At 70.5% G+C, this 23,123-nt stretch carries 18 protein-coding genes; 8 read left to right on the top strand and 10 right to left on the bottom strand.

Going from position 1 to position 23,123, the window contains the following annotated elements:
- Positions 1–109 precede the first annotated feature (109 nt).
- Genes G6048_RS34455 through G6048_RS34440 form a run of 4 tightly spaced genes read right to left on the bottom strand, consistent with a single transcriptional unit; the run spans position 110 to position 4,028 of the window.
- On the bottom strand, positions 110–1,012 hold the full coding sequence (locus G6048_RS34455) for a sugar phosphate isomerase/epimerase family protein (protein WP_165343521.1): 903 nt from the start codon (positions 1,010–1,012) through the stop codon (positions 110–112).
- Positions 1,009–1,920, bottom strand: coding sequence for an ATP-binding cassette domain-containing protein (locus tag G6048_RS34450; protein ID WP_165343520.1), 912 nt, complete (start codon positions 1,918–1,920; stop codon positions 1,009–1,011). Before G6048_RS34450 ends, G6048_RS34455 begins: the two co-directional genes overlap by 4 nt.
- Positions 1,921–1,929: 9 nt before the next feature.
- Entirely contained in the window at positions 1,930–3,009 is a 1,080-nt protein-coding gene (locus G6048_RS34445; protein ID WP_165343522.1) for an ABC transporter permease, read from the bottom strand.
- Complete coding sequence (locus G6048_RS34440) at positions 3,009–4,028, bottom strand: sugar ABC transporter substrate-binding protein (RefSeq protein WP_165343519.1); 1,020 nt, start codon at positions 4,026–4,028, stop codon at positions 3,009–3,011. The genes G6048_RS34445 and G6048_RS34440 overlap by 1 nt, the downstream gene beginning before the upstream one ends.
- Positions 4,029–4,316: 288 nt before the next feature.
- Between G6048_RS34440 and iolC the strand changes: the two genes are divergently transcribed.
- The 8 genes from iolC (at position 4,317) to G6048_RS34400 (ending at position 14,872) form a co-directional block, all read left to right on the top strand.
- Positions 4,317–5,267 (top strand): 5-dehydro-2-deoxygluconokinase, encoded by a 951-nt coding sequence (iolC, locus tag G6048_RS34435; protein WP_165343518.1) that lies wholly within the window; start codon positions 4,317–4,319, stop codon positions 5,265–5,267.
- A 30-nt stretch (positions 5,268–5,297) separates the two neighbouring features.
- Positions 5,298–6,176 carry a Cgl0159 family (beta/alpha)8-fold protein gene (locus G6048_RS34430; protein WP_165343517.1) on the top strand — a complete coding sequence of 293 codons (879 nt, stop codon included), beginning with the start codon at positions 5,298–5,300 and terminating at the stop codon, positions 6,174–6,176.
- 49 nt (positions 6,177–6,225) lie between these two features.
- Complete coding sequence (iolB, locus tag G6048_RS34425) at positions 6,226–7,116, top strand: 5-deoxy-glucuronate isomerase (protein ID WP_165343516.1); 891 nt, start codon at positions 6,226–6,228, stop codon at positions 7,114–7,116.
- Positions 7,117–7,124: 8 nt separating this feature from the next.
- Complete coding sequence (iolD, locus tag G6048_RS34420; RefSeq protein ID WP_165343515.1) at positions 7,125–8,996, top strand: 3D-(3,5/4)-trihydroxycyclohexane-1,2-dione acylhydrolase (decyclizing); 1,872 nt, start codon at positions 7,125–7,127, stop codon at positions 8,994–8,996.
- Between the two features lie 52 nt (positions 8,997–9,048).
- On the top strand, positions 9,049–10,545 hold the full coding sequence (locus tag G6048_RS34415; protein ID WP_165343514.1) for a CoA-acylating methylmalonate-semialdehyde dehydrogenase: 1,497 nt from the start codon (positions 9,049–9,051) through the stop codon (positions 10,543–10,545).
- A 38-nt stretch (positions 10,546–10,583) separates the two neighbouring features.
- Complete coding sequence (locus G6048_RS34410) at positions 10,584–11,369, top strand: GntR family transcriptional regulator (RefSeq protein ID WP_165343513.1); 786 nt, start codon at positions 10,584–10,586, stop codon at positions 11,367–11,369.
- Between the two features lie 138 nt (positions 11,370–11,507).
- Positions 11,508–13,976, top strand: coding sequence for a SpoIIE family protein phosphatase (locus tag G6048_RS34405; protein ID WP_165343512.1), 2,469 nt, complete (start codon positions 11,508–11,510; stop codon positions 13,974–13,976).
- Positions 13,977–14,077: 101 nt separating this feature from the next.
- Positions 14,078–14,872 (top strand): VOC family protein, encoded by a 795-nt coding sequence (locus G6048_RS34400; RefSeq protein WP_165343511.1) that lies wholly within the window; start codon positions 14,078–14,080, stop codon positions 14,870–14,872.
- Between the two features lie 119 nt (positions 14,873–14,991).
- Here the strand turns inward: G6048_RS34400 and G6048_RS34395 are convergent, their stop codons facing one another.
- From G6048_RS34395 to G6048_RS34370, 6 genes are all read right to left on the bottom strand, one after another.
- Positions 14,992–16,224 carry a hypothetical protein gene (locus G6048_RS34395; protein ID WP_165343510.1) on the bottom strand — a complete coding sequence of 411 codons (1,233 nt, stop codon included), beginning with the start codon at positions 16,222–16,224 and terminating at the stop codon, positions 14,992–14,994.
- 245 nt (positions 16,225–16,469) lie between these two features.
- Positions 16,470–17,921: an FAD-dependent oxidoreductase gene (locus tag G6048_RS34390; protein ID WP_165343509.1), complete on the bottom strand. Its 1,452-nt coding sequence runs from the start codon at positions 17,919–17,921 to the stop codon at positions 16,470–16,472.
- Between the two features lie 38 nt (positions 17,922–17,959).
- Positions 17,960–19,171 carry a polysaccharide pyruvyl transferase family protein gene (locus tag G6048_RS34385; protein WP_165343508.1) on the bottom strand — a complete coding sequence of 404 codons (1,212 nt, stop codon included), beginning with the start codon at positions 19,169–19,171 and terminating at the stop codon, positions 17,960–17,962.
- Positions 19,172–19,275: 104 nt separating this feature from the next.
- Positions 19,276–20,187, bottom strand: a complete 912-nt coding sequence (locus tag G6048_RS34380; protein WP_165343507.1) for a GNAT family N-acetyltransferase — start codon at positions 20,185–20,187, stop codon at positions 19,276–19,278.
- Between the two features lie 111 nt (positions 20,188–20,298).
- Positions 20,299–21,048 carry an esterase/lipase family protein gene (locus tag G6048_RS34375; RefSeq protein WP_165343506.1) on the bottom strand — a complete coding sequence of 250 codons (750 nt, stop codon included), beginning with the start codon at positions 21,046–21,048 and terminating at the stop codon, positions 20,299–20,301.
- Between the two features lie 413 nt (positions 21,049–21,461).
- Positions 21,462–23,123 (bottom strand): transposase (locus G6048_RS34370; protein ID WP_235990701.1); only part of this gene is annotated, 1,662 nt, incomplete at its 5' end.

The following is a 23,123-nucleotide window of genomic DNA, read 5'->3' as shown; positions in this document are numbered from 1 at the left end:
GGCGCAGCCCGGCGCAACGGGGTGCCGCTGCGCCCACCCTCCCCCACTCTCGGCTTCGCTCGAGCGGGGGGACCCCATCGCCCCAGCGGCACGATTGCCCGCAGCTACGTCACGCGCCGCACGACCTCAGGAACTTGCGGGTGCGGGTTGCGATGGGCAGGGGCTTGTCCGGTTCGCAGGGATACATGTCCTGTTCGACGATGGCGAACAGGTCCACGCCCAGGTTCTGTGCTGCTGTGAGTACCGGGCCCAACTCCGGTACGCCCGCCGGGGGTTCGCACATCACGCCGCGGGCCACCGCGGGGCCGAACGGGACCTCGTTCTTGACGACGTCGGCGAGGATCTCGGGGTCGACCTGCTTGAGGTGGAGGTAGCCGATGCGCTCGCCGTACGTCTCGATCAGCTTGACGTTGTCGCCTCCGCAGTAGGCGTAGTGGCCGGTGTCCAGGCAGAGGTTGACCAGGGCGCTGTCGGTGGAGTCGAGGAAGCGCTCGACGTGTTCCTCGGTGTCGATATGGGTGTCGGCGTGCGGGTGCACGACGATGTCGAGACCGAAGCGTTCCTTCACCTCGTGCCCGAGCCGCTCCATGCCCTTGGTCAGGTTCGCCCACTGGCGCACGGTCAGCTCGGGCGGCTCGATCAGCTCGGCGGTCTTGTCGTCCCGCCAGAACGACGGGATGACCACCAGGTGCTTCGCGCCCATGGCCCGGGTCAGTTCGGCGACCTGGCTGACGTGCTCCCAGGTGGAGTCCCAGACGTCGGGGCCGCGGTGCAGCGCGGTGAAGACCGTGCCGGCCGACACCTTGAGGTCGCGCTTGTTCACCTCGTCGGTGAGCCTGGCCGGGTCGGAGGGCAGATAGCCGTACGGGCCGAGTTCGATCCAGGAGTAACCGGCTTCGGAGACCTCGTCCAGGAAGCGTTCCCAGGGCACTTGGAGGGGATCGTCGGGGAACCACACGCCCCATGAGTCGGGAGCCGAGCCGACGCGGATGCGGTCCAGGGGGTTGGTCACGATGCGGTTCCTTCGGACGTCACTACGGGGGCCTTGAGGTCCTGCTCTTCGGGAAGCTCTTCCACGTCGACGCCGCGGACTTCCGCCAACTCGTGCTTGAGTGCGGCCAGTTCGGCACCGCCGGCCATGTGGTTGGTGAGCTCTTCCAGGCTGACCTGGCTGCGGTCGGCGGACAGCTCCATGGTGCCCAGGCGCAGCACGCTGAAGTTGTCGCCCACCATGTAGGCGTGGTGCGGGTTGTGGGTGATGAAGATGACGCCGAGTCCGCGGTCGCGGGCGGCGGCGATGTACTTCAGCACCACGCCGGACTGCTTGACGCCGAGCGCGGCGGTCGGCTCGTCCAGGATGAGGACGCGGGCGCCGAAGTAGACGGCGCGGGCGATGGCCACGGACTGTCGCTGGCCGCCGGAGAGCGTGCCGATGGGCTGGTCGAGGTCGTCCAGGACGATGCCCATGGCGCGCAGTTCGTCGTCCGCGGTCTTCTTCATCCGGGCGATGTCGAGACGGCGGACCGGCCAGGGGCCGCTGGTCATCTCGGAGCCGAGGAAGAAGTTGCGCCACACCGGCATCAGCGGGACGACGGCGAGGTCCTGGTAGACGGTGGCGATGCCCTTGTCGAGGGCCTCGCGCGGGGTGGAGAACTTGACCGGTTCGCCGTCGACGAGGAACTCGCCCTCCGTGTGCTGGTGCAGCCCGGAGATGATTTTGATCAGCGTGGACTTGCCGGCGCCGTTGTCGCCGAGCACGCAGGTCACCCTGCCGGGGAGCACGGAGAGCGTCACGCCGTGCAGGGCGCGGATGTTGCCGTAGGACTTGCCGGCGCCGCGCAGTTCGACGATCGGCTTCTCGTCCTGGGGGACGGCGTCCTTGACGAGGGCCCCGCTGGCCGTGGATCCGTTGCTTGTCATGGGATCAGATCACCTCCGGGTGGCCGCGTTGCGGACCCACAGATTGACGAGGGTGGCGCCGAGCAGCATCACGCCCAGGAAGGCAAAGAACCAGTCGGGGTTCCAGTTGGCGTACACGATGCCCTGCTGCACCATGCCGAACATGAAGGCACCGAAGACCGGGCCGATCGCGGAGCCGTAGCCGCCGGTCAGCAGACAGCCGCCGATCACCGCCGCGGCGATGTAGATCAGCTCCTGGCCGACGCCCTCGCCGGACTGCACGGTGTTGAAGGAGAACAGCTGGTGCATACCGACGAACCAGGCACCGAAGCCCACGCCCATGAACAGCGCGATCTTGGTGAAGGTCACCGGCACACCGACCGCGCGGGCGCTGAACTTGTTGCCGCCGACCGCGAAGGTCCAGTTGCCGAACTTGGTGCGCAGCAGCAGCCAGGTGGCGATCGCCGCGAAGATCAACCAGTAGAAGACGGTTATCTTCACCCCTACGCCACCGATGGTGAAGGTCGAGGCGAACACCGACTTGGCCTGCTCGAAGCCGTCCATGTCGCTGATGTCGTTGGTCGCCACGTTGCCGGTGACCAGCTTGGTGACCGCGAGGTTCACGCCTTGCAGGATCAGGAAGGTGCCCAGGGTGATCAGGAAGCTCGGCAGGCCGGTCCTGATCAGCAGCCAGCCGTTGAAGGCGCCGATCGCCAGCGACACGATCAGGGCGACGATGACGCCCACCCAGACGTTCATCGTGAGCTGGTAGCTGACCATGCTCGCGGTGAGCGCCGAGGTGAGGACGGCGACACCGGCCGACAGGTCGAACTCGCCGCCGATCATCAGCAGGGCCACCGGCAGCGCCATCAGGCCGATGGTCGACGACTGATACAGGATCGTGGCCATGGAGCCGGCCTCACGGACCGGCGGCGCCGCGATCAGGAAGAAGACGAAGACCGCGACGGCTCCGAGGAAGACGCCGACTTCGGGCCGGGCGAGCAGCCGCAGCCACATGGGGCGCTCGGAGGTCCTGCCGTCGGTTTCCTTCTTCGGGCCGGAGGCCGGCGGTGCGGACACCGCCGGCGCAGCCTGCTGGGTCATGGGGATCACCGAGTACCCTTCGCGGCGAACTTCGCTATGGACTCGACGTTGGACTTGTCCACGAAGGCCGGGCCGGTGAGGACCGGAGCCTCGCCGCCGCCGCTGTAGTTGCCGTTGTTCTTGTAGAGCCACAGAGTGTCGACCGCGAGGTAGCCCTGCAGGTAGGGCTGCTGGTCGACGGCGAACTCGATGTCGCCCTTCTCGATGGCGCCGGTCAGGTCCTTGTTGAGGTCGAAGGTGGCGACCTTGGCCTCGCTGCCCGCCTCGGACACCGACTGCACGGCCGTCAGCGCGTACGGGGCGCCGAGCGTGACCACCTCGTCGATGGAAGTGTCCTGCTTGAGCTTGGCGGTGATGGTCGACTTCACGGACGGCATGTCGGTGCCGTTGACGTAGAGGTTCTGGGTCTTGCCCTTGAAGGTCTTCTTCACGCCCGCGCAGCGCGCCTCGAGCCCGACGTGGCCCTGTTCCTGGACCACGCAGACGGCGTTCTTGGCGCCGGACTCGTTGAGCCTGTTGCCGAGGGCCTCGCCGGCGATGCCCTCGTCCTGGCCGAAGTAGGACAGGATGCCCATGTCTTTCCAGTTGTCCACACCGGAGTTGAGGGCGACCACGGGTATGCCGGCCTTCTCCGCCTTGGACACCACGTCCTTCATGGCGTCCGGCTTGGCCAGCGTGACCGCGATGCCGTCGACCTTCTGGTCGATCGCGTTCTGGACGAGGTTGGCCTGCTCGGCCGCTTCGGGCTTGGCGGAGTAGATCAGCTTGATGTTGTCCTTGGCGGCGGCCGCCTCTGCGCCCTTGCGGACGATGTCCCAGAAGGTGTCGCCGGGGGCCTGGTGAGTGACCAGGGCGACGGTCATGCGGGGCGTGCTGGCCTTGCCCGCGGCGATGTTCTCGCCGCTCTCCTCGGATTCCTTGCCGCCGGAGCTGCTGGAGCAGCCGGTGGCGATCAGTGCTGTCGCGGCGGCTGCGGCCACGAGTATGGGGAGTCTGCGGGAGCGGGGGCGAGACGTACGGTCCATCTTTCCGGCACCTCACTGTGCTGCGGGGAAATAGGGAGCGGGCGAGGATACGGGTCGGGCAAACGCCCGCACCCTGGGAGCCCGTGCGAAGAACATACGCCGGGCCACATGCCGAGGAACTTTCGGCTGCACTTGTTGGGACGGGATGTAAGCCGCTGATGAGGCACCGTGTCAATACTTTGTTAAGACATCATTTCACGAGCACGTGAGAATGTCAGTACAAACTATTGACAGGGTCCCGTCGGGAGACTTACACCTGAGGTCATCACCCAGAACGAGGAGCGACGCATGACCGAGTCATTCGACCTGATCACCATGGGCCGTATCGGCGTCGACCTCTATCCCCTCCAGACCGGCGTCCCCCTCACCGACGTCGACACCTTCGGGAAGTTCCTCGGCGGCTCGGCGGCGAACGTCGCCGTGGCCGCCGCGCGCCTGGGCCGCACCAGCGCGATCATCACCCGCACCGGGAACGACCCCTTCGGCGCGTATCTGCACCAGGCGCTGGGTGAGTTCGGGGTCGACGACCGATGGGTCACTCCGGTCGACGCCTACCCGACGCCCATCACTTTTTGCGAGATCTTTCCCCCCGACGACTTCCCGCTGTACTTCTACCGGCAGCCCAAGGCGCCGGACCTGGAGATCCGCACGGAGGAACTCGACTTCTTCGCCATCCGCGCGGCCAAGATCTTCTGGATCACCGGGACAGGCTTGAGCGAGGAGCCCAGCCGCTCGGCCACCCTCGCCGCCCTCAAGGCGCGCGACAAGGCGGGCACCACCGTCTTCGACCTCGACTGGCGCCCCATGTTCTGGAAGAACCCCGACGAGGCCCGCCCGTACTACGCCGAAGCCCTGCGCCACGTCACGGTCGCCGTCGGCAACCTCGACGAGTGCGAGGTCGCCACCGGCGTACGCGAGCCGCACGCCTGCGCCGAGGCCCTGCTCGAGGCCGGCGTGGAGCTCGCGGTGGTCAAGCAGGGCCCCAAGGGTGTCCTCGCCGTCCACCGCGACGGTACGACCGCCGAGGTGCCGCCGGTGCCCGTCGAGGTGGTCAACGGACTCGGCGCGGGCGACGCCTTCGGCGGTTCCCTCTGCCACGGCCTGCTGGCCGGCTGGGAGCTGGAGAAGACCATGCGGTACGCCAACGCCGCCGGAGCCCTCGTAGCCTCCCGCCTCGCCTGCTCCTCCGCCATGCCCACCCCCACAGAGGTCGAGGAACTCATCGCCTCCCGAGGCTGACCCCGACGCCACCCTGAACGGAGCCAACCCTTGAGCCTCACCATCCCCGACCTCGTCAGTGTGCGCGCCCGGCACCCGGAGGCCATCGCCGAAGCAGCCGCCCGCCGAAGCCGCCGCCCGCTCATCGGCGACAGCGGGCGCCTCATGATCGTGGCCGCCGACCATCCGGCCCGCGGCGCCCTCGGTGTCGGCGACCGGCGCCTGGCCATGGCCAACCGGGCCGATCTGCTGGAGCGGCTGTGCATCGCGCTGTCCCGGCCCGGCGTGGACGGGGTGCTCGCCACCGCCGACATCCTGGAGGACCTGCTGCTCCTCGGCGCCCTGGAGAACAAGGTCGTCATGGGCTCCATGAACCGCGGCGGGCTCGCCGGAGCGTCCTACGAGATGGACGACCGCTTCACCGGACACCGCCCCGAGGACATCGCCCGGCTCAACTTCGACGCGGGCAAGCTGCTGGTGCGCATCGACTACGACGACCCCGGCTCGCTGACCACCCTGGAGTCCACCGCCCGGGCCGTCGACGCCATGGCCGAGCGTCAACTCCCCTTGTTCGTCGAGCCGTTCATCTCCCGGCGGGTCGAGGGCGCGGTACGCAACGACCTGTCCGCCGAGGCCGTCACCCGCTCGATAGCGATCGCCTCGGGTCTCGGCGGCACCTCCGCCTACACCTGGCTCAAGCTGCCCGTCACCAGCGACCCGGACGACATGGCCGCCGCGCTGGAGACCTCGACCCTGCCGGTCGTGCTGCTGGGCGGCGAGGTGGGCAAGGATCAGGAGGGCGCGTACGAGAAGTGGCGCAAGGCACTGCGGCTGCCCACCGTGCAGGGCATGGTCGTCGGCCGCTCCCTGCTCTACCCCGCGGAGGGCAGTGTGGAGACCGCCGTGGACACGGCGGTCGGGCTGCTGTGAGCCTGACCCGGAGGAACACCGCGATGACCGGACCAGGAGGAGCCGACCGATGACCAACTCGCACCACCTGCCCCTGGGGAAGGCCACCAGCGAGCAGTACGCCGTCGACGTCACCCCCGAGAGCGCCGGCTGGGGCTACTCCAGCCTGCGGGTGCTCGAACTGCCGCCCGGCGGCACGCACCACTTCACGGCGGGGGACAGCGAGTGGATCGTGCTGTCGCTCAGTGGCGGCTGCACCGTCTCCGTCACCGACGACTTCGGCGGTGAGACGTACGAACTGGAGGGTCGCGACAGCGTGTTCAGCGGCCCGAGCGACTTCGTATACGTCCCCCGCGACGCGACCGCGAGCCTCACCTCCCCGGCGGGCGGGCGCTTCGCGCTCACCGGCGCCCGCTGCACTCGCCGCCTGCCGGCCCGCTACGAGCCCGCCTCCTCCGTCCCCGTCGAACTGCGCGGCAGCGGCAACTGCTCGCGCAAGGTCCACAACTTCGGCGCGGCCGGGGTCTTCGAGTGCGACAAGCTCATCGCCGTCGAGGTGATCACTCCGGGCGGCAACTGGTCCTCGTACCCGCCGCACAAGCACGATGTGAACCGGCCCGGCGAGGAGTCCGAGCTGGAGGAGATCTACTACTTCGAGTTCGCCGACCACGAGGGCACGCCCGGCCTCGGCTATCAGCGGGTCTCGCCGTCCGGTCAGGGCCACGGCACGGACGTACTGGCGGAGGTGCGCGGCGGCGACGTCGTACTGATCCCGGACGGCTGGCACGGTCCCTCCATGGCGGTGCCCGGGCACGACATGTACTACCTGAACGTCATGGCGGGTCCCGGCGCCGAGCGCGCCTGGCTGATCTGCGACCACCCCGACCACGCCTGGATCCGCGACACCTGGCCGAGCCAGCCCGTAGACCCCAGACTCACACGCAACACTCCGTCTCAGTGAGGTAACCGATGAGCCCCACCCGCCGCCTGACCGTCGCCCAGGCGCTCGTGCGCTTCCTCGCCGCGCAGTACACCGAACGCGACGGCGTCCGGCACCGCCTCATCGCCGGCACCTGGGGGATCTTCGGGCACGGCAACGTCGCCGGGATCGGCCAGGCGCTCCTTGAGGCCCAAGAGGAGACCATGCCGTTCCACCAGGGCCGCAACGAGCAGTCCATGGTGCACGCGGCGGTCGGCTACGCCCGCCAGCTCAACCGGCTCTCCGCGCAGGCCGTGACCACCTCCATCGGCCCCGGCGCGACGAACCTGGTCACCGGCGCCGCCCTCGCCACCGTCAACCGGCTCCCGGTGCTGCTGCTGCCCGGCGACTACTTCGCCACCCGCACCGCCGACCCGCTGCTCCAGCAGCTCGAACACCCGGTCTCGGCGGACGTGTCCGTCAACGACACCCTGCGCCCGGTCTCCCGCTACTTCGACCGGATCCACCGCCCCGAGGCCCTGATCCCCTCCGCCTTGCAGGCCATGCGGGTGCTCGCCGACCCCGTAGAGACCGGCGCCGTCACCCTCGCCCTGCCGCAGGACGTCCAGGCGGAGGCGTACGACTGGCCCGAGGAGTTCTTCGCCGATCGCGTCTGGCAGGTCCGCCGCCCCGCGCCCGAACCGGCCGAACTCGCCGAGGCCGTGCACGCGATCCGGGCCGCCGAACGGCCGCTGATCGTCGCGGGCGGCGGCGTCCACCACAGCGAGGCCGAGGAGGCGCTGAAGGCGCTGGTGGACGCCACCGGCATCCCCGTCGCCTCCACCCAGGCCGGCAAGGGCTCGCTGCGTCACGACCACCCCGCCGACCTCGGCGGCATCGGCCACACCGGCACCGCGGTCTGCGACGACATCGCGCGCACGGCCGACCTGGTCATCGGCGTGGGCACCCGCTACACCGACTTCACCACCGCCTCCGCCACGCTCTTCCAGAACCCGGACGTCCGCTTCCTCAACCTCAACGTCACCGCCTTCGACGCCCACAAGCTCGCCGCCCGCACCTTGGTCGCCGACGCCCGCGCGGGGCTCGACGCACTCACCGAGGCGCTGTCCGGCCACCGCGTGGACGTGGCGTACGAGGCCGAGTACCGCGCGGGCAAGGAGCGCTGGGAGCAGGTCGTGGACGCCGTCTACCGGGCGGACGACGAGAACCAGATCCCGACCCAGACGCAGGTGCTCGGCGCCCTGGACTCCGTGGTCGGCGACGACGACGTGGTCATCAACGCGGCGGGCTCGCTCCCCGGCGACCTGCACAAGCTGTGGCGGGCCCGCTCCCCGCGCCAGTACCACCTGGAGTACGGCTACTCCTGCATGGGCTACGAGATCCCCGCGGGCATCGGCGTACAGCAGGCGGCGCCCTCAACTCCCGTATGGTCCCTGGTCGGTGACGGCACGTACCTGATGATGCCGACCGAGATCGTCACCGCCGTCCAGGAGGGCCTGCCTGTCAACCTGGTCCTCATCCAGAACCACGGCTACGCCTCCATCGGCGGCCTCTCCGAGGAGACCGGCGGCGAGCGGTTCGGCACCGCCTACCGCTACCGGGCTGCCGACGGCACGTTCAGCGGCGCGCCGCTGCCCGTGGACCTCGCCGCCAACGCGGCCAGCCTCGGCATGGACGTGCTGCGCGCCAAGACCGTCCGCGAACTGCGCGACGCGCTGGCCACCGCCCGCGCCTCGGACCGCCCGACCTGCGTGTACGTCGAGACGGACCCCACGCCCACCGCGCCCGCGGCTCAGGCATGGTGGGACGTACCGGTCGCCGAGGTCGCCTCCCGCGAGGCCGCGCTCCAGGCCCGCGAGAACTACGACCAGCAGGCGCAGGGACGCCGCCGGCACCTCTGACCCCCATCCCGAACCTCTCCCGACCCCCGCTCAGGAAAAGGACCCGCACGTCATGAAGACCATCACCCACTGGATCGGGGGCAAGCCCGTCGAGGGCACCTCCGGCCGCTTCGGCCCCGTGTACGACCCCGCCACCGGCGCCCAGGACAAGCAGGTCGCGTTCGCCACCACCGACGAGGTCGATGACGCCGTCGCCGCCGCCAAGGCCGCCTTCGAGAGCTGGGGCACCGCCTCGCTCGCCAAGCGCACCGCCGTGCTGTTCAAGTACCGCGAACTGCTCGACGCGCGCCGCGACGAGATCGCCGCGCTGATCACCGCCGAGCACGGCAAGGTGCACTCCGACGCGCTCGGCGAGGTCGCCCGCGGCATGGAGATCGTCGAACTCGCCTGCTCCATCCCGCAGTTGCTGAAGGGCGAGCTGTCCACGCAGGTCTCCACCCGCGTGGACGTGTCGTCCATCCGCCAGCCGCTCGGCGTCGTCGCGGGCATCACGCCGTTCAACTTCCCGGCCATGGTGCCGATGTGGATGTTCCCCGTCGCCATCGCCTGCGGCAACACCTTCGTGCTCAAGCCCAGCGAGAAGGACCCCTCCGCCTCCTACCGGCTGGCGGAACTGGCCTCCGAGGCGGGCCTGCCCGACGGCGTACTGAACGTCGTGCAGGGCGACAAGGTCGCCGTGGACCGCCTCCTGGAGCACCCGGACATCGCCGCCGTGTCCTTCGTCGGCTCCACACCGATCGCCAAGTACATCCAGATGAAGGGCATCGAGCACGGCAAGCGCGTCCAGGCCCTCGGCGGCGCCAAGAACCACATGCTCGTCCTGCCCGACGCCGACCTGGACTTCGCCGCCGACCAGGCCATCAACGCCGCGTACGGCTCGGCCGGCGAGCGCTGCATGGCGGTGTCGGTCGTCGTCGCGGTCGGCGACACCGGTGACGAGCTGGTCGGCAAGATCGCCGAGCGGGCCAAGGGACTGAAGATCGGCCCCGGCACCGACCCCGCCTCCGAGATGGGCCCGCTGATCACGCGCGAGCACCGCGACAAGGTGGCGTCGTACGTCTCCGGTGCGGCGGCGCAGGGTGCCGAGGTCGTCGTCGACGGCACCGGCTACTCCGTCGAGGGCCACGAGGACGGCTTCTTCCTCGGCGTCTCGCTGCTCGACAAGGTGCCGGTGGCGGCGGACGCGTACCAGGACGAGATCTTCGGCCCGGTGCTGTGCGTGGTGCGCGCCGACACCTACGACGACGCCATCAAGCTCATCAACGGCTCCCGCTGGGGCAACGGCACCGCGATCTTCACCCGCGACGGCGGCGCCGCCCGCCGCTTCCAGCTCGAGGTCCAGGCGGGCATGGTCGGCGTCAACGTGCCGATCCCGGTGCCCGTCGGCTACCACTCCTTCGGCGGCTGGAAGGACTCTCTGTTCGGCGACCACCACATCTACGGCAACGACGGCATCGCCTTCTACACCCAGGGCAAGGTGATCACCACCCGCTGGCCCGACCCGGCCGACAGTGGTGGCATCAACCTCGGCTTCCCCAGCAACTCCTGACGGCTCTCGAGCACCCGACGCGGAGGGAGGGGGTTCCGGTGGCGAAGAAGGGCCGGGCCACTCGTGCCAGGACCGCCTCCCCGGTCGACGGCCTCGAGATCGCGCTGGACCGGGGCAGTCCGATCCCGCTCTATTACCAGTTCGCCCAGCATCTGGAGTCGGCGATCGAGCACGGCACGCTCGCGCCCGGCGATCTGCTGGGCAACGAGATGGAGATCGCCGCACGGCTCGGCCTGTCCCGGCCGACCGTCCGCCAGGCCATGCAGTCCCTGGTGGACAAGGGCCTGCTGGTGCGCCGCCGCGGCGTCGGCACCCAGGTGGTGCACAGCCAGGTCAAACGCCCGCTGGAGCTGAGCAGCCTCTACGACGACCTGGACTCGGCCGGGCAGAGCCCCGCCACCAAGGTCCTGCGCAACGAGGTCCGGCCCGCGCCGGCGGACGTCGCCGCCGCCCTCGGCATCCCCGAGGGCGGTGACGTCACGGTCCTCGAGCGGCTGCGCCTGACCCACGGCGAGCCCGTGGCGTACCTGTGCAACTACCTGCCCGCCGCACTCCTGGACCTCGACACCGCCCGCCTTGAGGCGACCGGCCTCTACCGGATGATGCGGGCCGCCGGGATCACCCTGCACAGCGCCCGCCAGAGCGTCGGCGCCCGCTCGGCCACTGCTGAAGAGGGCGAGCTCCTCGACGATCCGGAAGGCGCCGCGCTGCTCACCATGCGGCGCACGGCATACGACGACACGGGGCGGGCGGTCGAGTACGGCACCCACGTCTACCGCGCCGCCCGCTACACCTTCGAGTTCCAGCTCCTCATGCGCGCCTGAGCTGGCTACTTCCGTAGGCTCAGCGGCCCGCGCGGCGGTACGTTGGGGCCATACCGGACCCGTGAGGCGGCCAGCCGTACGGAGCACCGGCCGGGGGTGTACCAATCCAGACCACTCTCGGGGACGGAGAGGGTCACGGTGGTGACGAGCGAGGACAGCGGAGTCACGGACCGGCGGTTCGACGTGGCGGACGCCGCGCCGCTGCTGCTGGACGCCGCCGCGGTGGTGACCGGCTGGAGCGGCGACGCCCAGCGGCTGTACGGATACCCCGCGCCCGAAGTCCTCGGCCGCGGCGCCGCCGACTTCCTGATGCCCGAGGACGCCGCGCGCCTTCCGCACCTCATCGAGCGGTGCGAGCGGGACGGCGGCTGGGCCGGCCCGCTGTCGGTACGCCACCGGGACGGGCACCCGGTCGCCAGCATGGTGCGCGTCATCCCCACCCTGGCCCCGGACGGCCCGGCGCGCTGGATGGTGCTGGCCTCCGACATGACCGGCGCCGCGGGCTGGGACATGAGCCGTACGGTCCTGGAGCGGCTGGCCACCCGCTCGCCCATCGGCATCGCCATCGTGGACACGGATCTGCGGTACGTGTGGTCGAACACGGCCATGCAGCAGTTCGGCAGCGGACCCGCACACGAACGGCTCGGCAAGCGGCTTGGCGACATCCAGCCGGGCCTGGACGCCGAAGCGCTGGAAGCCGTGATGCGTCAGGTGCTGCACACCGGTGTGCCGATCGTCGACCACGAACACGTGGGCCGCGTACGGTCCGCGCCGCACCGGGAGTCGGCGCACGCGATGTCGTTCACCCGGCTCGAGGACGACCACGGCAACCCGATCGGCGTGTACTACACGGTGGTCGACGTCACCGAGCGCTACCGGGCCCGTCGGCGGCTCACCCTGCTCGACCAGGCAGGCGAGCGCCTCGGCCGCACGCTGGACGTACGCCGCACCGCCCAGGAGCTCGCCGACGTGGCCGTGCCCGGGCTGGCCGACTTCGTCGCCGTAGACCTGCTGGAGTCCGTCCTCGAAGGCGGCGAGCCGCTGGCCGGGCCGCTGGACGCGATGGACGGGGTGCCGTTGCGGCGGGCCGCTCACCAGTCCGTCAACGAGGGCGTCCCGGAAGCCGTCGTGGAGATCGGGCAGGTCGCCCGGTACCGGCCCGGAGCACCCCCGATCCGCTGTCTCACCAGTGGCAGATCCTGGCACCGGGAACGGCTCGACCCGCTGGCCAAGGAGTGGGCCACCGACATACCCGGAGGCAGGGCCGCCTCCTTCCTCGACCTCGGACTGCACAGCGTGATGATCGTGCCGATCCGGGCACGGGGCACCACGCTGGGGATCACCACGTTCTTCCGCGGGCAGCGGCAGGACCCCTTCGAGACCGACGACCTGAGCCTCGCCGAGGAGTTCGTCGCCCGCGCGGCCCTGTGCCTGGACAACGCCCGCCGCTATACGCGAGAGCGCGACGCCGCTCTCGTACTGCAGCGCAATCTGCTGCCGCACCGGCTTCCCGAGCAGGACGCCATGGAGGTCGCCGCGAGCTACCGGCCCGCCGACGAGCTGACCGGCCTCGGCGGCGACTGGTACGACGTCATTCCGCTGTCGGGCGCCCGCGTCGCCCTGGTGGTGGGGGAGGTGGCGGGAGGCGGCATCGAGGCCGCCGCGGCCATGGGCCGGCTGCGCACCGCCGTCCAGACCCTCGCCGACCTTGACCTGCGTCCCGAGGAGGTGCTGGCGCACCTCGACGACGTGGTCGTCCAGGCCGCGCACCAGGACGACACCGAGGTGGACCCGCGGGGCGGCGGCGTGCACGCGGTGGGCGCCAGTTGTACGTACGCGGTCTACGACCCGGTCGCCGGCCAGTGCGCCATCGCCGCCGCAGGTCAGAGCGCGCCCGCGATCGTCGCTCCGGACGGCACCGTCGACTTCCTCGACCTGCTGAACGGGCCTCTGCTCGGCGTGGGCGGCACTCCTTTCGAGGCCGTCGAACTGCCGCTCGCGGAAGACAGCCTGCTCGCCCTCCACACCAACGGCCTGCTCGCTGACATCGGGCTCGACCCGGACGAGGAGGCCGCCGCGGGCCGGGAGCGGCTGCGCCGTGCGCTGGAGCGGCCGGAGCCTCTGCTCGACGACCGGTGCAAGGCCGTCATCGACGCCCTCGTCGCGGCGCGCCCGCCGGACGACGTGGCGCTGCTGATGGCCCGCGCCCGCCGCCTCGACCCGAAGCGCCTCGTGTCCTGGGACCTGCCCGCCGACCCCGCGATCGTCGCCGACGTCCGCAGGCGGACCGTGCGGTGGCTGACCGAGTGGGAGCTGGACGAGCTGGCCTTCACCACCGAACTCGTCGTCAGCGAACTGGTCACCAACGCCATCCGGCACGCCTCCGGACCGATCCGGCTGCGCCTGATCCTCACCCGGGCCGCGCTGATCTGCGAGGTCTGGGACGGCAGTGCCACCGCCCCGCATCTGCGCCATCCCAAGACGACCGACGAGGGCGGCCGGGGACTGTTCCTGATCTCCCAGTTCACCCAGCGCTGGGGCTCCCGCCACACCCGGGACGGCAAGATCATCTGGACCGAGCAGTCCCTCACGGGGCCCGCCGTGTGACGTCAGGTCGCTCTTCCGCGCGCGCGGCGGCGGGGCGCTGGCTAGCGTGAAAGTCGGAGTACGTACGCGCAGCGACCTTCAAGGACGAGGGAGTCGGAACCATGGCCGTGGAACCCGAGGGAACACCGTGCTGGGCCGATGCGATGTTCAGCGATGTCGAGGGGGCGAAGAGCTTCTACGGTGACGTGCTGGGCTGGACGTTCGGCGAGGAGTCGACGGAGTTCGGCAACTACACCCAGGCGTACGCGAACGGCAAGGCGGTGGCCGCCGTCGTACCGCCGATGCCCGGGGCGGAGGAGCAGTCGGCCTGGTGCCTGTACCTCTCCTCGCCGGACGTCATGGCCACCGCCGCCAGGATCCGTGACAACGGCGGCGAGGTGCTGATGGAGCCCATGCAGGTCGGCGACTTCGGCTCCATGCTGCTCGCCCGCGACCCGAGCGGAGTCGTCTTCGGCGTGTGGCAGGCCGACAAGCACGAGGGCTTCGAGGCGAAGGCCGTGCCCGGTGCGTACTGCTGGGCCGAGGTCTTCACCCGCGAGTCCGAGAAGTCGGACGCCTTCTTCCCGGCCGTGTTCCCGTACACCGCCCAGCAGATGGAAGACGAGATGGACTTCCGGCTCTTCAACATCGACAAGCAGCCGGTGCTAGGCCGGATGCAGATGACGGAGGAGTTCCCGCCCGAGGTGCCGCCCTACATCAACGTGTACTTCACGGTCGAGGACTGCGACGCCGCGGTGACGAAGGCGACCGAACGCGGCGGCGTGCTGCGGTTCGGCCCGATGGACTCCCCCTTCGGCCGCTTCGCCGCGCTCAGCGACCCACAGGGCGCGACGTTCTCGGTCCTCGACATCACCACGACGAAGGGCGAGATGCCGAAGCTGACGGATGTGCCCTGAGGGCACGTCACGTACGGGCAGCTCGCGTGGCCCTGGCGGAGGGGCTCGTACGGCTCTGACGATGCGGGTGGCGGCCGTTGCGCGGGGAAGCCGGCCGCCACCCCCGTCCGAGGCCCGCGCTAACAGATGTTCTGGCTGCTGTTCACCAGCCGGTTGTTGCGGAACGTCGTGTTCTCGCCGCAGGGGCTTTCCCTGATTGCCGAGTTGGTCACCGTGAGGTTCTGGATGATGATGTCCCGGTTGTTCGGGAAGTCGGAGCGGGCGGCGAGCCGGATTTCTCCGCCGCCGGTGACGCTGCCGCTCTGGGCGGCGATGTTGACGTTGTAGCAGTTCTCGATCAGGACCGAGTTGTTGCCCGTGTTGGAGATCGACACCTTGTCGATGACCGCGCCCCCGCTCTCCGAGACGCAGAAGACTCCGCGTCCGCCGCCGCGCGCGATGACCTCGCCCACGCGGATGTTCGTCGGGTAGCCGCTGCCGACCCGGCCGTTGCGGTTGGCCATCCGGAAGGCCGCGTAACCGGTGCCGGCGCCCGCGTTGTCCGCGTCCACCTTGGTGACGGAGGCGTTGATGGTCTGGTTCAGCAGCAGACCGGACTCGCCGACATCGCGGGCGGTGACGGTGCCGACGGTGAAGCCGTCGACGCCGTACGTCTCCACGGCGTGGCTGCTCGCCCCGGACACGTACACGTTGTCGATCCGGACGTTCCTGGTCCACTGGCTGGTGTCGCCGCGGTTGTCGATGCGGACACCGAGACCGCGCGACAGCCGCATGTCGATCTGGCCGAGGACGACGTTCTGCACGTTGCGCATGAAGATGCCGTACAGCGGGGCGCCGGTGAGGTTCAGGTGCTGGACCTCGATGTCGCGGGCGCCGCGAGCGTAGACCGGCGCCTGATCGCCGGAGCCCGAGCCCGTGACGTTGATGGTGCCGCACACGTCGAGGACGGTGTAGCTCGGCAGGGAGACCCGGGACCCGGCGCTGATGGAGCCGGAGCCGCGCACGACGACGCGTTCCTTCGAAGTCCGGCCCGCCGTAAGGCTGTTGACGGCGGCCTGCATCGCGGCGCGCATATCGGTGCCGGTGTAGACGACGCCGCTGCCTCGGCGGGCGGTCCAGGTGCTGCCGTTGAGCACGGCCTCGGCCTGGTACGAACCGTCGCCGCAAGCCGCCGCGACGGAAGCGGCGGCCGGTTCGGGTGCGGATTCCGCGTCCTGGGCGGCGTCGGCCGGTGCCGTGAGTACGGCGGCTCCGGTGAGCAGGGCGGTGGCGCAGGCGGCGGTGGCGCCGGCCCGCTTCTTGCGGGTACCCAGGGTTCTGCTGATGAGGTGAGGTGCGGCTCTGCGTCCCATCTCGTCTTCTCCTGTTGTGGGGGCGGATGTTGTGGGGGCGGACGCGCCCGCCGCCCTGTCGTCCGGCCCGGCGCCCCCCCTCATCGAAACCGATTCGATTGAATCGATTCACGAACAGGGCGCGCGTGACCTGGAGCGACTCGGCTCGGGGAGCGGTGGCGCGTTACCGGAAGTACGCTAGCAAGCGCTTTCTCGCGCGGGTGGTGAGTGTGGCAACGGCCTGACGTCACGTCAAGAGGCTGCGGTCACCCAGCCGCAGAGGCGCTGTTGGGGACGCCGTCCCGCAACCGGGCGCCCTGCCGCAGCAGTTCGCGCTGGACGAGGGAATGCGGCAACTCCCGCGGGCTGCGCCCAAGCCGGGAGGCCAGCGCCGCGCAGACGCCCGCCGCCTGGCCGGTGGCCATCGCGATGGGCATGACCCGGTACGAGGAGTGCGCCACGTGCGTACCGGAGATGCAGCGGCCCGCCACCAGCAGCCGGTCGATGTCCTGGGGGAGCAGGCAGCGCAGCGGAATGTCGTAGAAGAGGCCGGTGGGCACCCGCTTGAGGAGCGTGCCGGTGCCCTCCGGGTTGTGGATGTCGATCGGATACGCGCCGTGCGCGACGGCGTCCGGGAAGGCGCGGGCCTCGAGGATGTCGTTGCCGGTCAGCTGGTAGTCGCCGACGATGCGGCGGGTCTCCCGTACGCCGATGTGGCTGCCGCTCTGCGCCACGTACGCGTGCTCGAAGCCCGGCACCCGGGTGCGCAGGAAGTGGTCGATCTGGGCCAGCTGGCGGCGGGCGGTGTACTCGGCGCGACTGAGCTCCCAGACGCTGGTGCCGAGCGCCGCGGTGACGCGGGTGCTGTTGACGCTGACCTCGCGGGGATGCGGGGTGCCGAAGAACAGCACGTCCTCGCGCGGCAGTTGGAGCTCGCCCTCCTCCGTGGCCTCTCGGACCAGGTCCCACAGGCCGTGCACGCCGCGCCACTGGTCGGGATGGGACCGTACGTAATCGGCGAACCGCGGCCGCAGGAAGTCCACGACGCGGAACATGAGCGTCATCGGCTGCACCAGTCCGTCCTCGGGGCGGCCGATCTCGTACGGGGCACCGCAGGCCGCCGCGACATCGCCGTCACCCGTGCCGTCGACGACCACGCCCGCGTCGATCACCACGGGACCCGACTTGGTCTCGAAGACCACGCGCCAGCCGTCGTCGAGCGGCAGCGCGGTGGAGGCGAAGGAGTGGAACAGCATCCGTACGCCCGCCTCGTCGAGCATTTCGAGGAGGACCAGCTTGAAGACCTCCGGGTCGAAGGGCACGGTGTAGCCGGTCTCCAGGGTGGGTGGTACGCAGCCGCCGCTCGCGGTAAGGCGCTCAAGGAGCCGCCACAGGACGCCGGCGACCACCGGCTCGCCCTCGCCGTGGTCGGTGGGCAGCAGCCGGGTGTCGTCGCCGTTCGAGGTGAACACGGCCTGCTTGTGCTCGTTGTGGAAGGACATCAGGGGCATGACGAGCGCGACGGTCGCGTTGCCGCCGAGGAACCCGTACCGCTCGACGAGCACGACCTCGGCCCCCGCGTCCGCCGCGGCCAGCGCGGCGCCGCAGCCTGCCGGACCGCCGCCGACCACCAGGACGTCGGTCCGGCCCGCGTACTCGGCGTCCCGCGGCGGCAGCGTGACGGTACGGAACTCGTCGGGCGGCTCCAGGATCGGCATCGCTGCCTCCTTTCCTCCCTCCCTCTCTTCGGCCCTCGTCAGGCCCTCGTGCTCAGGTCCTCCATGTCGGAGCCGGTGCGCAGGCCTCCGTCGATCCCGTCGATCTCGTCCAGGAGGGCCCCGCAGCGAGTGCAGGTCTCCTGGGCGAGCCCGCACAGCTCCCGGACCCGCGACTGCATCTGCTCACGGCGCTGCGGATACTCGTCCCAGAGCCGGTCCACCTCCGCCAGCAGCAGCCCTGCCTGCTCCCGCGCCACTCCGACCAGGGCCGGAGCGCCCACCCGGCGTGCGAAGTCGAAGACCTTGCCCGAGTAGGGGAGGGGCAGCACCGGCAGCCCGGAGACCGCCGCGAAGATCAGGAAGTGCAGGCGCATGCCGACGGCCAGATCGAGGTGGCGCATGAAGCCGAGGACCTGCCCGGGGCTGTAGGTGCCGTTCATGATCCGGCCCTGGTCCGGTGCGGACATGTGCGACAGCACGGCATGGGCGTGGCGCACGTCGTGGCGTTCCATCGGCATGAACACCACATGGGCGTCCAGGCGGTGGACCAGGAAGTCGGCCACGTCGGCGAGCAGCGCGTGATAGCCGCCCTCGTCCAGCTTCTCGGCCGCCCGGCCCGGTTCCCGTACCGACATTCCCACCAGGCGTTTCCCGGCCGGGATGCCCTCGTGCGTCATCATCCGGCCGGTGAACGGCTCCGCGGACAGCAGCAGCGCCGGGTCCGCGGTGACCGTGAGCTCGCGCTCCACCCCGACCTCGTCGAGGACCAGCCCGGACTCCTCGTCCCGTACGACCACGTCGTCCATCTGAGGCAGTACGGTGCGCACCGCCTCCCGGTCGTCGGGCTCCCGCAGCGGGCCCGCGCCGACGGCATAGGCGAAGGTGCGCACCCCGTGGTCCTGTGCCGCACGGACCAGCCGCAGATACCGGCGCGCCTCTCCGTCGTAGAGGATCCCGCCGCCGCCCAGCACCAGCAGGTCCAGGCCGGAGAGCGCGTCCAGCAGCTGCCGCTGCGCCACGCCCTCCCAGTCCACCACCTCGTCGACGCCGCGGTGATGGCCCCGGGTGTGCTCGGCGTTCCGGCTGAAGACGACGATCCTGGCGTGCGGGCGATGGGCCCTGAGACAGCCCAGTACGCAGGCAAGGATGGACTCATCGCCGAGGTTGAAGCCGCCGTACGAACCGAGGACGCCGATCCGCGGGGCCGACGTACGGGAGGACGCGGGCAGGCGCTGGACAGCGTGGGTCATCCATGCGCTCCCGTCGCGTCGGAGTCGGCCGGTACGGGCTCGGGTTGCCCGGCCCGGGCGTGACAAACACCCCGGAAACGGACTGGCACGGCTGAGTGCCCCGGTCACCGGCTGCGTGGGGGCGGCCTCGGTGCGGCGTCGCCCCACCGGTCGTACTCCCACAGCTGGTCGACCACTTCGAAGCCGGCCTCGTGGAAGAGGCGTGGGGCGGTGCCGGTGGTACCGGTCGCCCGCCAGGTTGTGCCGACGGCGGCGACGACATGCGTGGCGCCCTCTTCGGTGAGCAGGGCCATCGCCTGGTCGAGCAGCTTGCCGGCCAGGCCACGGTGGCGGTACTCCGGTGCCGTCTCGATCCAGTACACGGTCGCCGTGCGGTCGCGTGCCGTGCTCACCACGATCTCGGCGATCGGCTCGGCCGCCTTGTGCAGGACCAGCCGATGCCCCGGCGGATACTCACAGGGGTACACATCGGCCACGAGCTTGGTCGGATGACCGGGGCCGAGCCGCCGGAGCAGATAGTGCCCCCTCAGCCGGCCGGTGAAGCCCAGGCCGACCAGTACGTCATGCGTCGTCGCGCGGTGCGCGCGGGGCAGGCCGCCGGGACCCAGGGTGCCCGGCGAGGCGGCGGTGAACGCCTCGATCCGCGGGCATTCGCCGAGCGCGGTCAGGGCGTGGGCGACCAGGCCGTACAGGGCCTGGACGTCCTCGTGGGCGTGCAGGAGATGGATCAGTCCGGAGCGCAGGTCCTGCCAGGACAGAAACGCGATGGCGCCCCGGGCCTGGTCGTCGGCGTCGGCGAGCACGCTGAGCCGCGCCCGGGCCGGTGCCTGCCAGCCCGCCGCGGACGGGCAGCCGCGCAACGCGGAGTTCGGCAGCTCCGGCGTACAGCGCGGCTGCCCGGGCAGCCGGTCGGCATCGATCAACTCCCGTACGGCCGACTCGTCCCCGGCCTGGTACGGGCGCACCCGCCAGCCGCGCCGACCAGGCGCGGCGGTGATGTCACCGTCCTTGCGCATGGTGTGTCGTCTTCTTCCGGCATCGCTTCCGGCATCCGCTGGGTGTACTCCAGCCTCTCGCAGGCTGCCCGTCCTGTCGCGGGCGGCGGGCTCAGAGTTTCGAGCCCGCTCTCAGCCGGCCAGCGGGAGCTCCATGGCCTCGGTGAGCACCTCGCGGACCTCGTGGATGACCATGCCGTGCACGGGGAGCATCAGATGCCCGACGCCGTCCACGAGGACGTTGCGCACCCGCAGGTCGGGGTGGTCGATACGGCCCCGGCTGCTGGGGATGATCGCTTCGTCCAGGTTGCTGTAGAGGGCGACGAACTGGCTGCGGCAGCCGGCACACGGCTCCGCCAGCTCGGCCAGCAGCGGACTGCCCGGGCGCAGCTGGCGCAGCACGGGGTGCGGAGGAGCCCACAGCGCCATCGCCGTACCGCTGTGGGGGGTGGCCAGCGTGATCACCAGCGGCACATGTGCGTCGCCGCCCAGCCGCTGCACGTAGTAACGCGCGATCAAGCCGCCCATGCTGTGCCCGACCAGGCACACGGGCCGGTCGCCGTTCTGCTTCCGGACCCGTTCGACCTGCTCGCCCAGCATGTGGGCGGCGACCCGGATGTCCGGATTGAGCACGCTGTACGTCGCCGTGACGAATGGTCCGGCGCCGCAGCCGCGCAGGCCGTTCTGCAGCTTCGAGAAGATCGACGGACGGTCGGCGAGCCCGTGCACGAACACCACCGGCATGCCCGAGACCTCGGGCTCACCCTCACGGTCACTCTCATCCGGCAGCAGCCGACGGTCGACGGCGCCGAGTAGCCCGGCGAACTGCCGCACACCCCACAGCGCGAGATCCAGGGGCAGGCCCGCAAGCCGCACGGTCATCCACCCCGTCTCCAGAGTGACTCCTCGTAGGGTCACCAGCCATGGAACGGGAAATCGCGGTCCCCTCAGTGAAATGCTCGTGGTACTCATCTCCGAGACGACACCGACCGGCGGCCCGTAACCCCGATTTTCCAGGGTTTTCCGAGGCGGCCGACTCTGTTCCTTCAACCTCTCAAGTACCCGGATGCCGTGCCTCAAACGTGCGGAGCACGGCGGGTGACCATGGAGCGGAGCCGTGTTGCCGGTGGCAAAGCGAAATTCTATGCCTGGCGTCGGTCGCTGTCCTGCTGGGCGAATTCGGGGTGATGCAGGTCGAAGGCCGGGGAGTGCGAACGGATCCGGGGCAGCGCCACGAAGTTGTGCCGCGGCGCCGGACACGAGGTGGCCCACTCCAGTGACCGGCCGTACCGTTCCTAGAGACTGAGCGGGAGTGAGTCCTGACGCCAGGACTCATGCTCAGCCGCGTGCCCCGAACGGTGTTGGGCACTCCCCCAGCTACCGCTGGGAGGTACCCCCAGGTCGCCCGCTTTCGCTCCACCGCCGGGCGGCGCGCATCCGGTGCGCGGTCCGGGCAGGTGGGGGCGGGGTTCCTCACGCCGTCGGGTCTCCGGTCGGGCCTGGACGGTCCGATGCCCACCACGATCACTCTGGTCGGGGTGGGGCGGTGCCGTCCTCCCCCAGCTACCGCTGGGAGGTGCCCCCAGCCGGATCGGAGACCCGAGGGCGCGTCGCCCGACCGCGATGCTCGCCGCATCGTGCCGGGAAACCTGGCGTCGTGGGGTGGTCAGGGGCTTCTGCCAGTGCTGGGCACCCCACCGGCTGGTGTAGGCCGGGTCCACCGCCACGACGGCGATGTCCTGCTCGGCGGCCATCGAGACGAGTCGGGCCTTGAGTTTGGCGGTGGGGAAGCGGGAGAGCAGGCGGCGGAAGCGTTTGTTGCGGCCGTGCTGCTCCCGGCCCTTCTCCGCCGCGAAGTCGAGGTCCGCGAGGGCGATCGCGGAGGCCCCACACCGCTGGGTGTAGTGCAGCAGCCGGGTCAGCGCATGCCGCAGCTGCGCATCCCGGTGGTCCGCGCTGCCCGAGAGGTCGTAGAAGAAGCGCTGCGGCTCGCTGACCGGGTTGCCGTGCACATCCAGGTGCCAGGCGGCCAGGTGGTCGTCGTTCATGTCCACCCCCACCACTCCCCAGGCCAGCGCCGCCTGCAGCGGCAGGACCGGGGCGGCGGCGCGCTGCCAGGACGCGGTCACATACCAGCGGCCGTGGAGAACGTCGTGGTGGATGCGGTAGGCCACCGCCCGGTTCGCGGTAATCCGATCCCGCCACTCCGCACTCCGGTGCTGGAAGCGAACGGTCGCGTCCAGCACGTACCGGCCGTGCGGGGCGTTCGCCCGGTGAGCCAGCGGGGCCGGGAGCTTGAGGGAGATCTGGCCGGTGTCGGTGACGCGGATGGTTTCGTTGCCGAACCGCTTACCGGACTCCCCGTCCGCGGCCAGGAACATCCGCGCCGCCTGCCAGCGTGCCCGCCACACCTGCTCGCTCAGCCCGGCCGCCTGCAGGTGGTGACGGGTGTTCGCAAGTTGCTTCCCGCCGCGCACCACGTGCACCCGGCCCGCCGCCCAGTCCGCCTCCACCACCACCAGCCGGTCTTTCAAGGTCTGCAGGCGGCGGGACTTAGCGTGCCACTCGGCGCGCGAGCCGTATCCGCGGGCCAGCCCGGCCCGCTTGTCGGCCTTGGCGCCCAGCGGGCGCGCCAGCCGCGCCTCGATGGCGGCGATCTGCCCGCGTAGGCAGGCAAGGTGGGCCACCTGGCCGCGCCTCGCCAGTGCCCACTGGTCGTGGGTGGCCTTGGTGATACTGCCCGCCCAGCGCGCCGACGACTTCCCCGTCAGCTCCCGCTTGCGCACCGCCCACCCGCCAGCATCGTGCGCCACACCCTGCCGGGACCGCTCCGCCAGATCACCCGCGGCCAGCGAACCCAGGAACACCCCGACCTCGGCCAGTACGGCCGCGTCGGTCTCCGATACCCGCAGCCGGTCCCGGATGGCCACCCCGGCGGGACCGGCTGCGGGTATCGG

It is taken from the genome of Streptomyces ureilyticus (genome assembly GCF_011045025.1).
GTDB classification, from domain to species: domain Bacteria; phylum Actinomycetota; class Actinomycetes; order Streptomycetales; family Streptomycetaceae; genus Streptomyces; species Streptomyces ureilyticus.
The sequence above is the reverse complement of the archived record's forward strand: the minus strand, read 5'-3'. Positions and strand labels throughout refer to the sequence as shown.

Bases quoted from the DNA above. Each gene is read 5' to 3' on its own strand.
- G6048_RS34390 (WP_165343509.1), bottom strand. From the start codon at position 17,921: ATGCCGATCCTGGAGCCGCCCGACGAGTTCCGTACCGTCACGCTGCCG.
- G6048_RS34395 (WP_165343510.1), bottom strand. From the start codon at position 16,224: ATGGGACGCAGAGCCGCACCTCACCTCATCAGCAGAACCCTGGGTACC.
- iolB (WP_165343516.1), top strand. From the start codon at position 6,226: ATGACCAACTCGCACCACCTGCCCCTGGGGAAGGCCACCAGCGAGCAG.
- G6048_RS34400 (WP_165343511.1), top strand. From the start codon at position 14,078: ATGGCCGTGGAACCCGAGGGAACACCGTGCTGGGCCGATGCGATGTTC.
- G6048_RS34375 (WP_165343506.1), bottom strand. From the start codon at position 21,048: ATGACCGTGCGGCTTGCGGGCCTGCCCCTGGATCTCGCGCTGTGGGGT.
- iolD (WP_165343515.1), top strand. From the start codon at position 7,125: ATGAGCCCCACCCGCCGCCTGACCGTCGCCCAGGCGCTCGTGCGCTTC.
- G6048_RS34385 (WP_165343508.1), bottom strand. From the start codon at position 19,171: ATGACCCACGCTGTCCAGCGCCTGCCCGCGTCCTCCCGTACGTCGGCC.
- iolC (WP_165343518.1), top strand. From the start codon at position 4,317: ATGACCGAGTCATTCGACCTGATCACCATGGGCCGTATCGGCGTCGAC.
- G6048_RS34380 (WP_165343507.1), bottom strand. From the start codon at position 20,187: ATGCGCAAGGACGGTGACATCACCGCCGCGCCTGGTCGGCGCGGCTGG.
- G6048_RS34450 (WP_165343520.1), bottom strand. From the start codon at position 1,920: ATGACAAGCAACGGATCCACGGCCAGCGGGGCCCTCGTCAAGGACGCC.
- G6048_RS34440 (WP_165343519.1), bottom strand. From the start codon at position 4,028: ATGGACCGTACGTCTCGCCCCCGCTCCCGCAGACTCCCCATACTCGTG.
- G6048_RS34415 (WP_165343514.1), top strand. From the start codon at position 9,049: ATGAAGACCATCACCCACTGGATCGGGGGCAAGCCCGTCGAGGGCACC.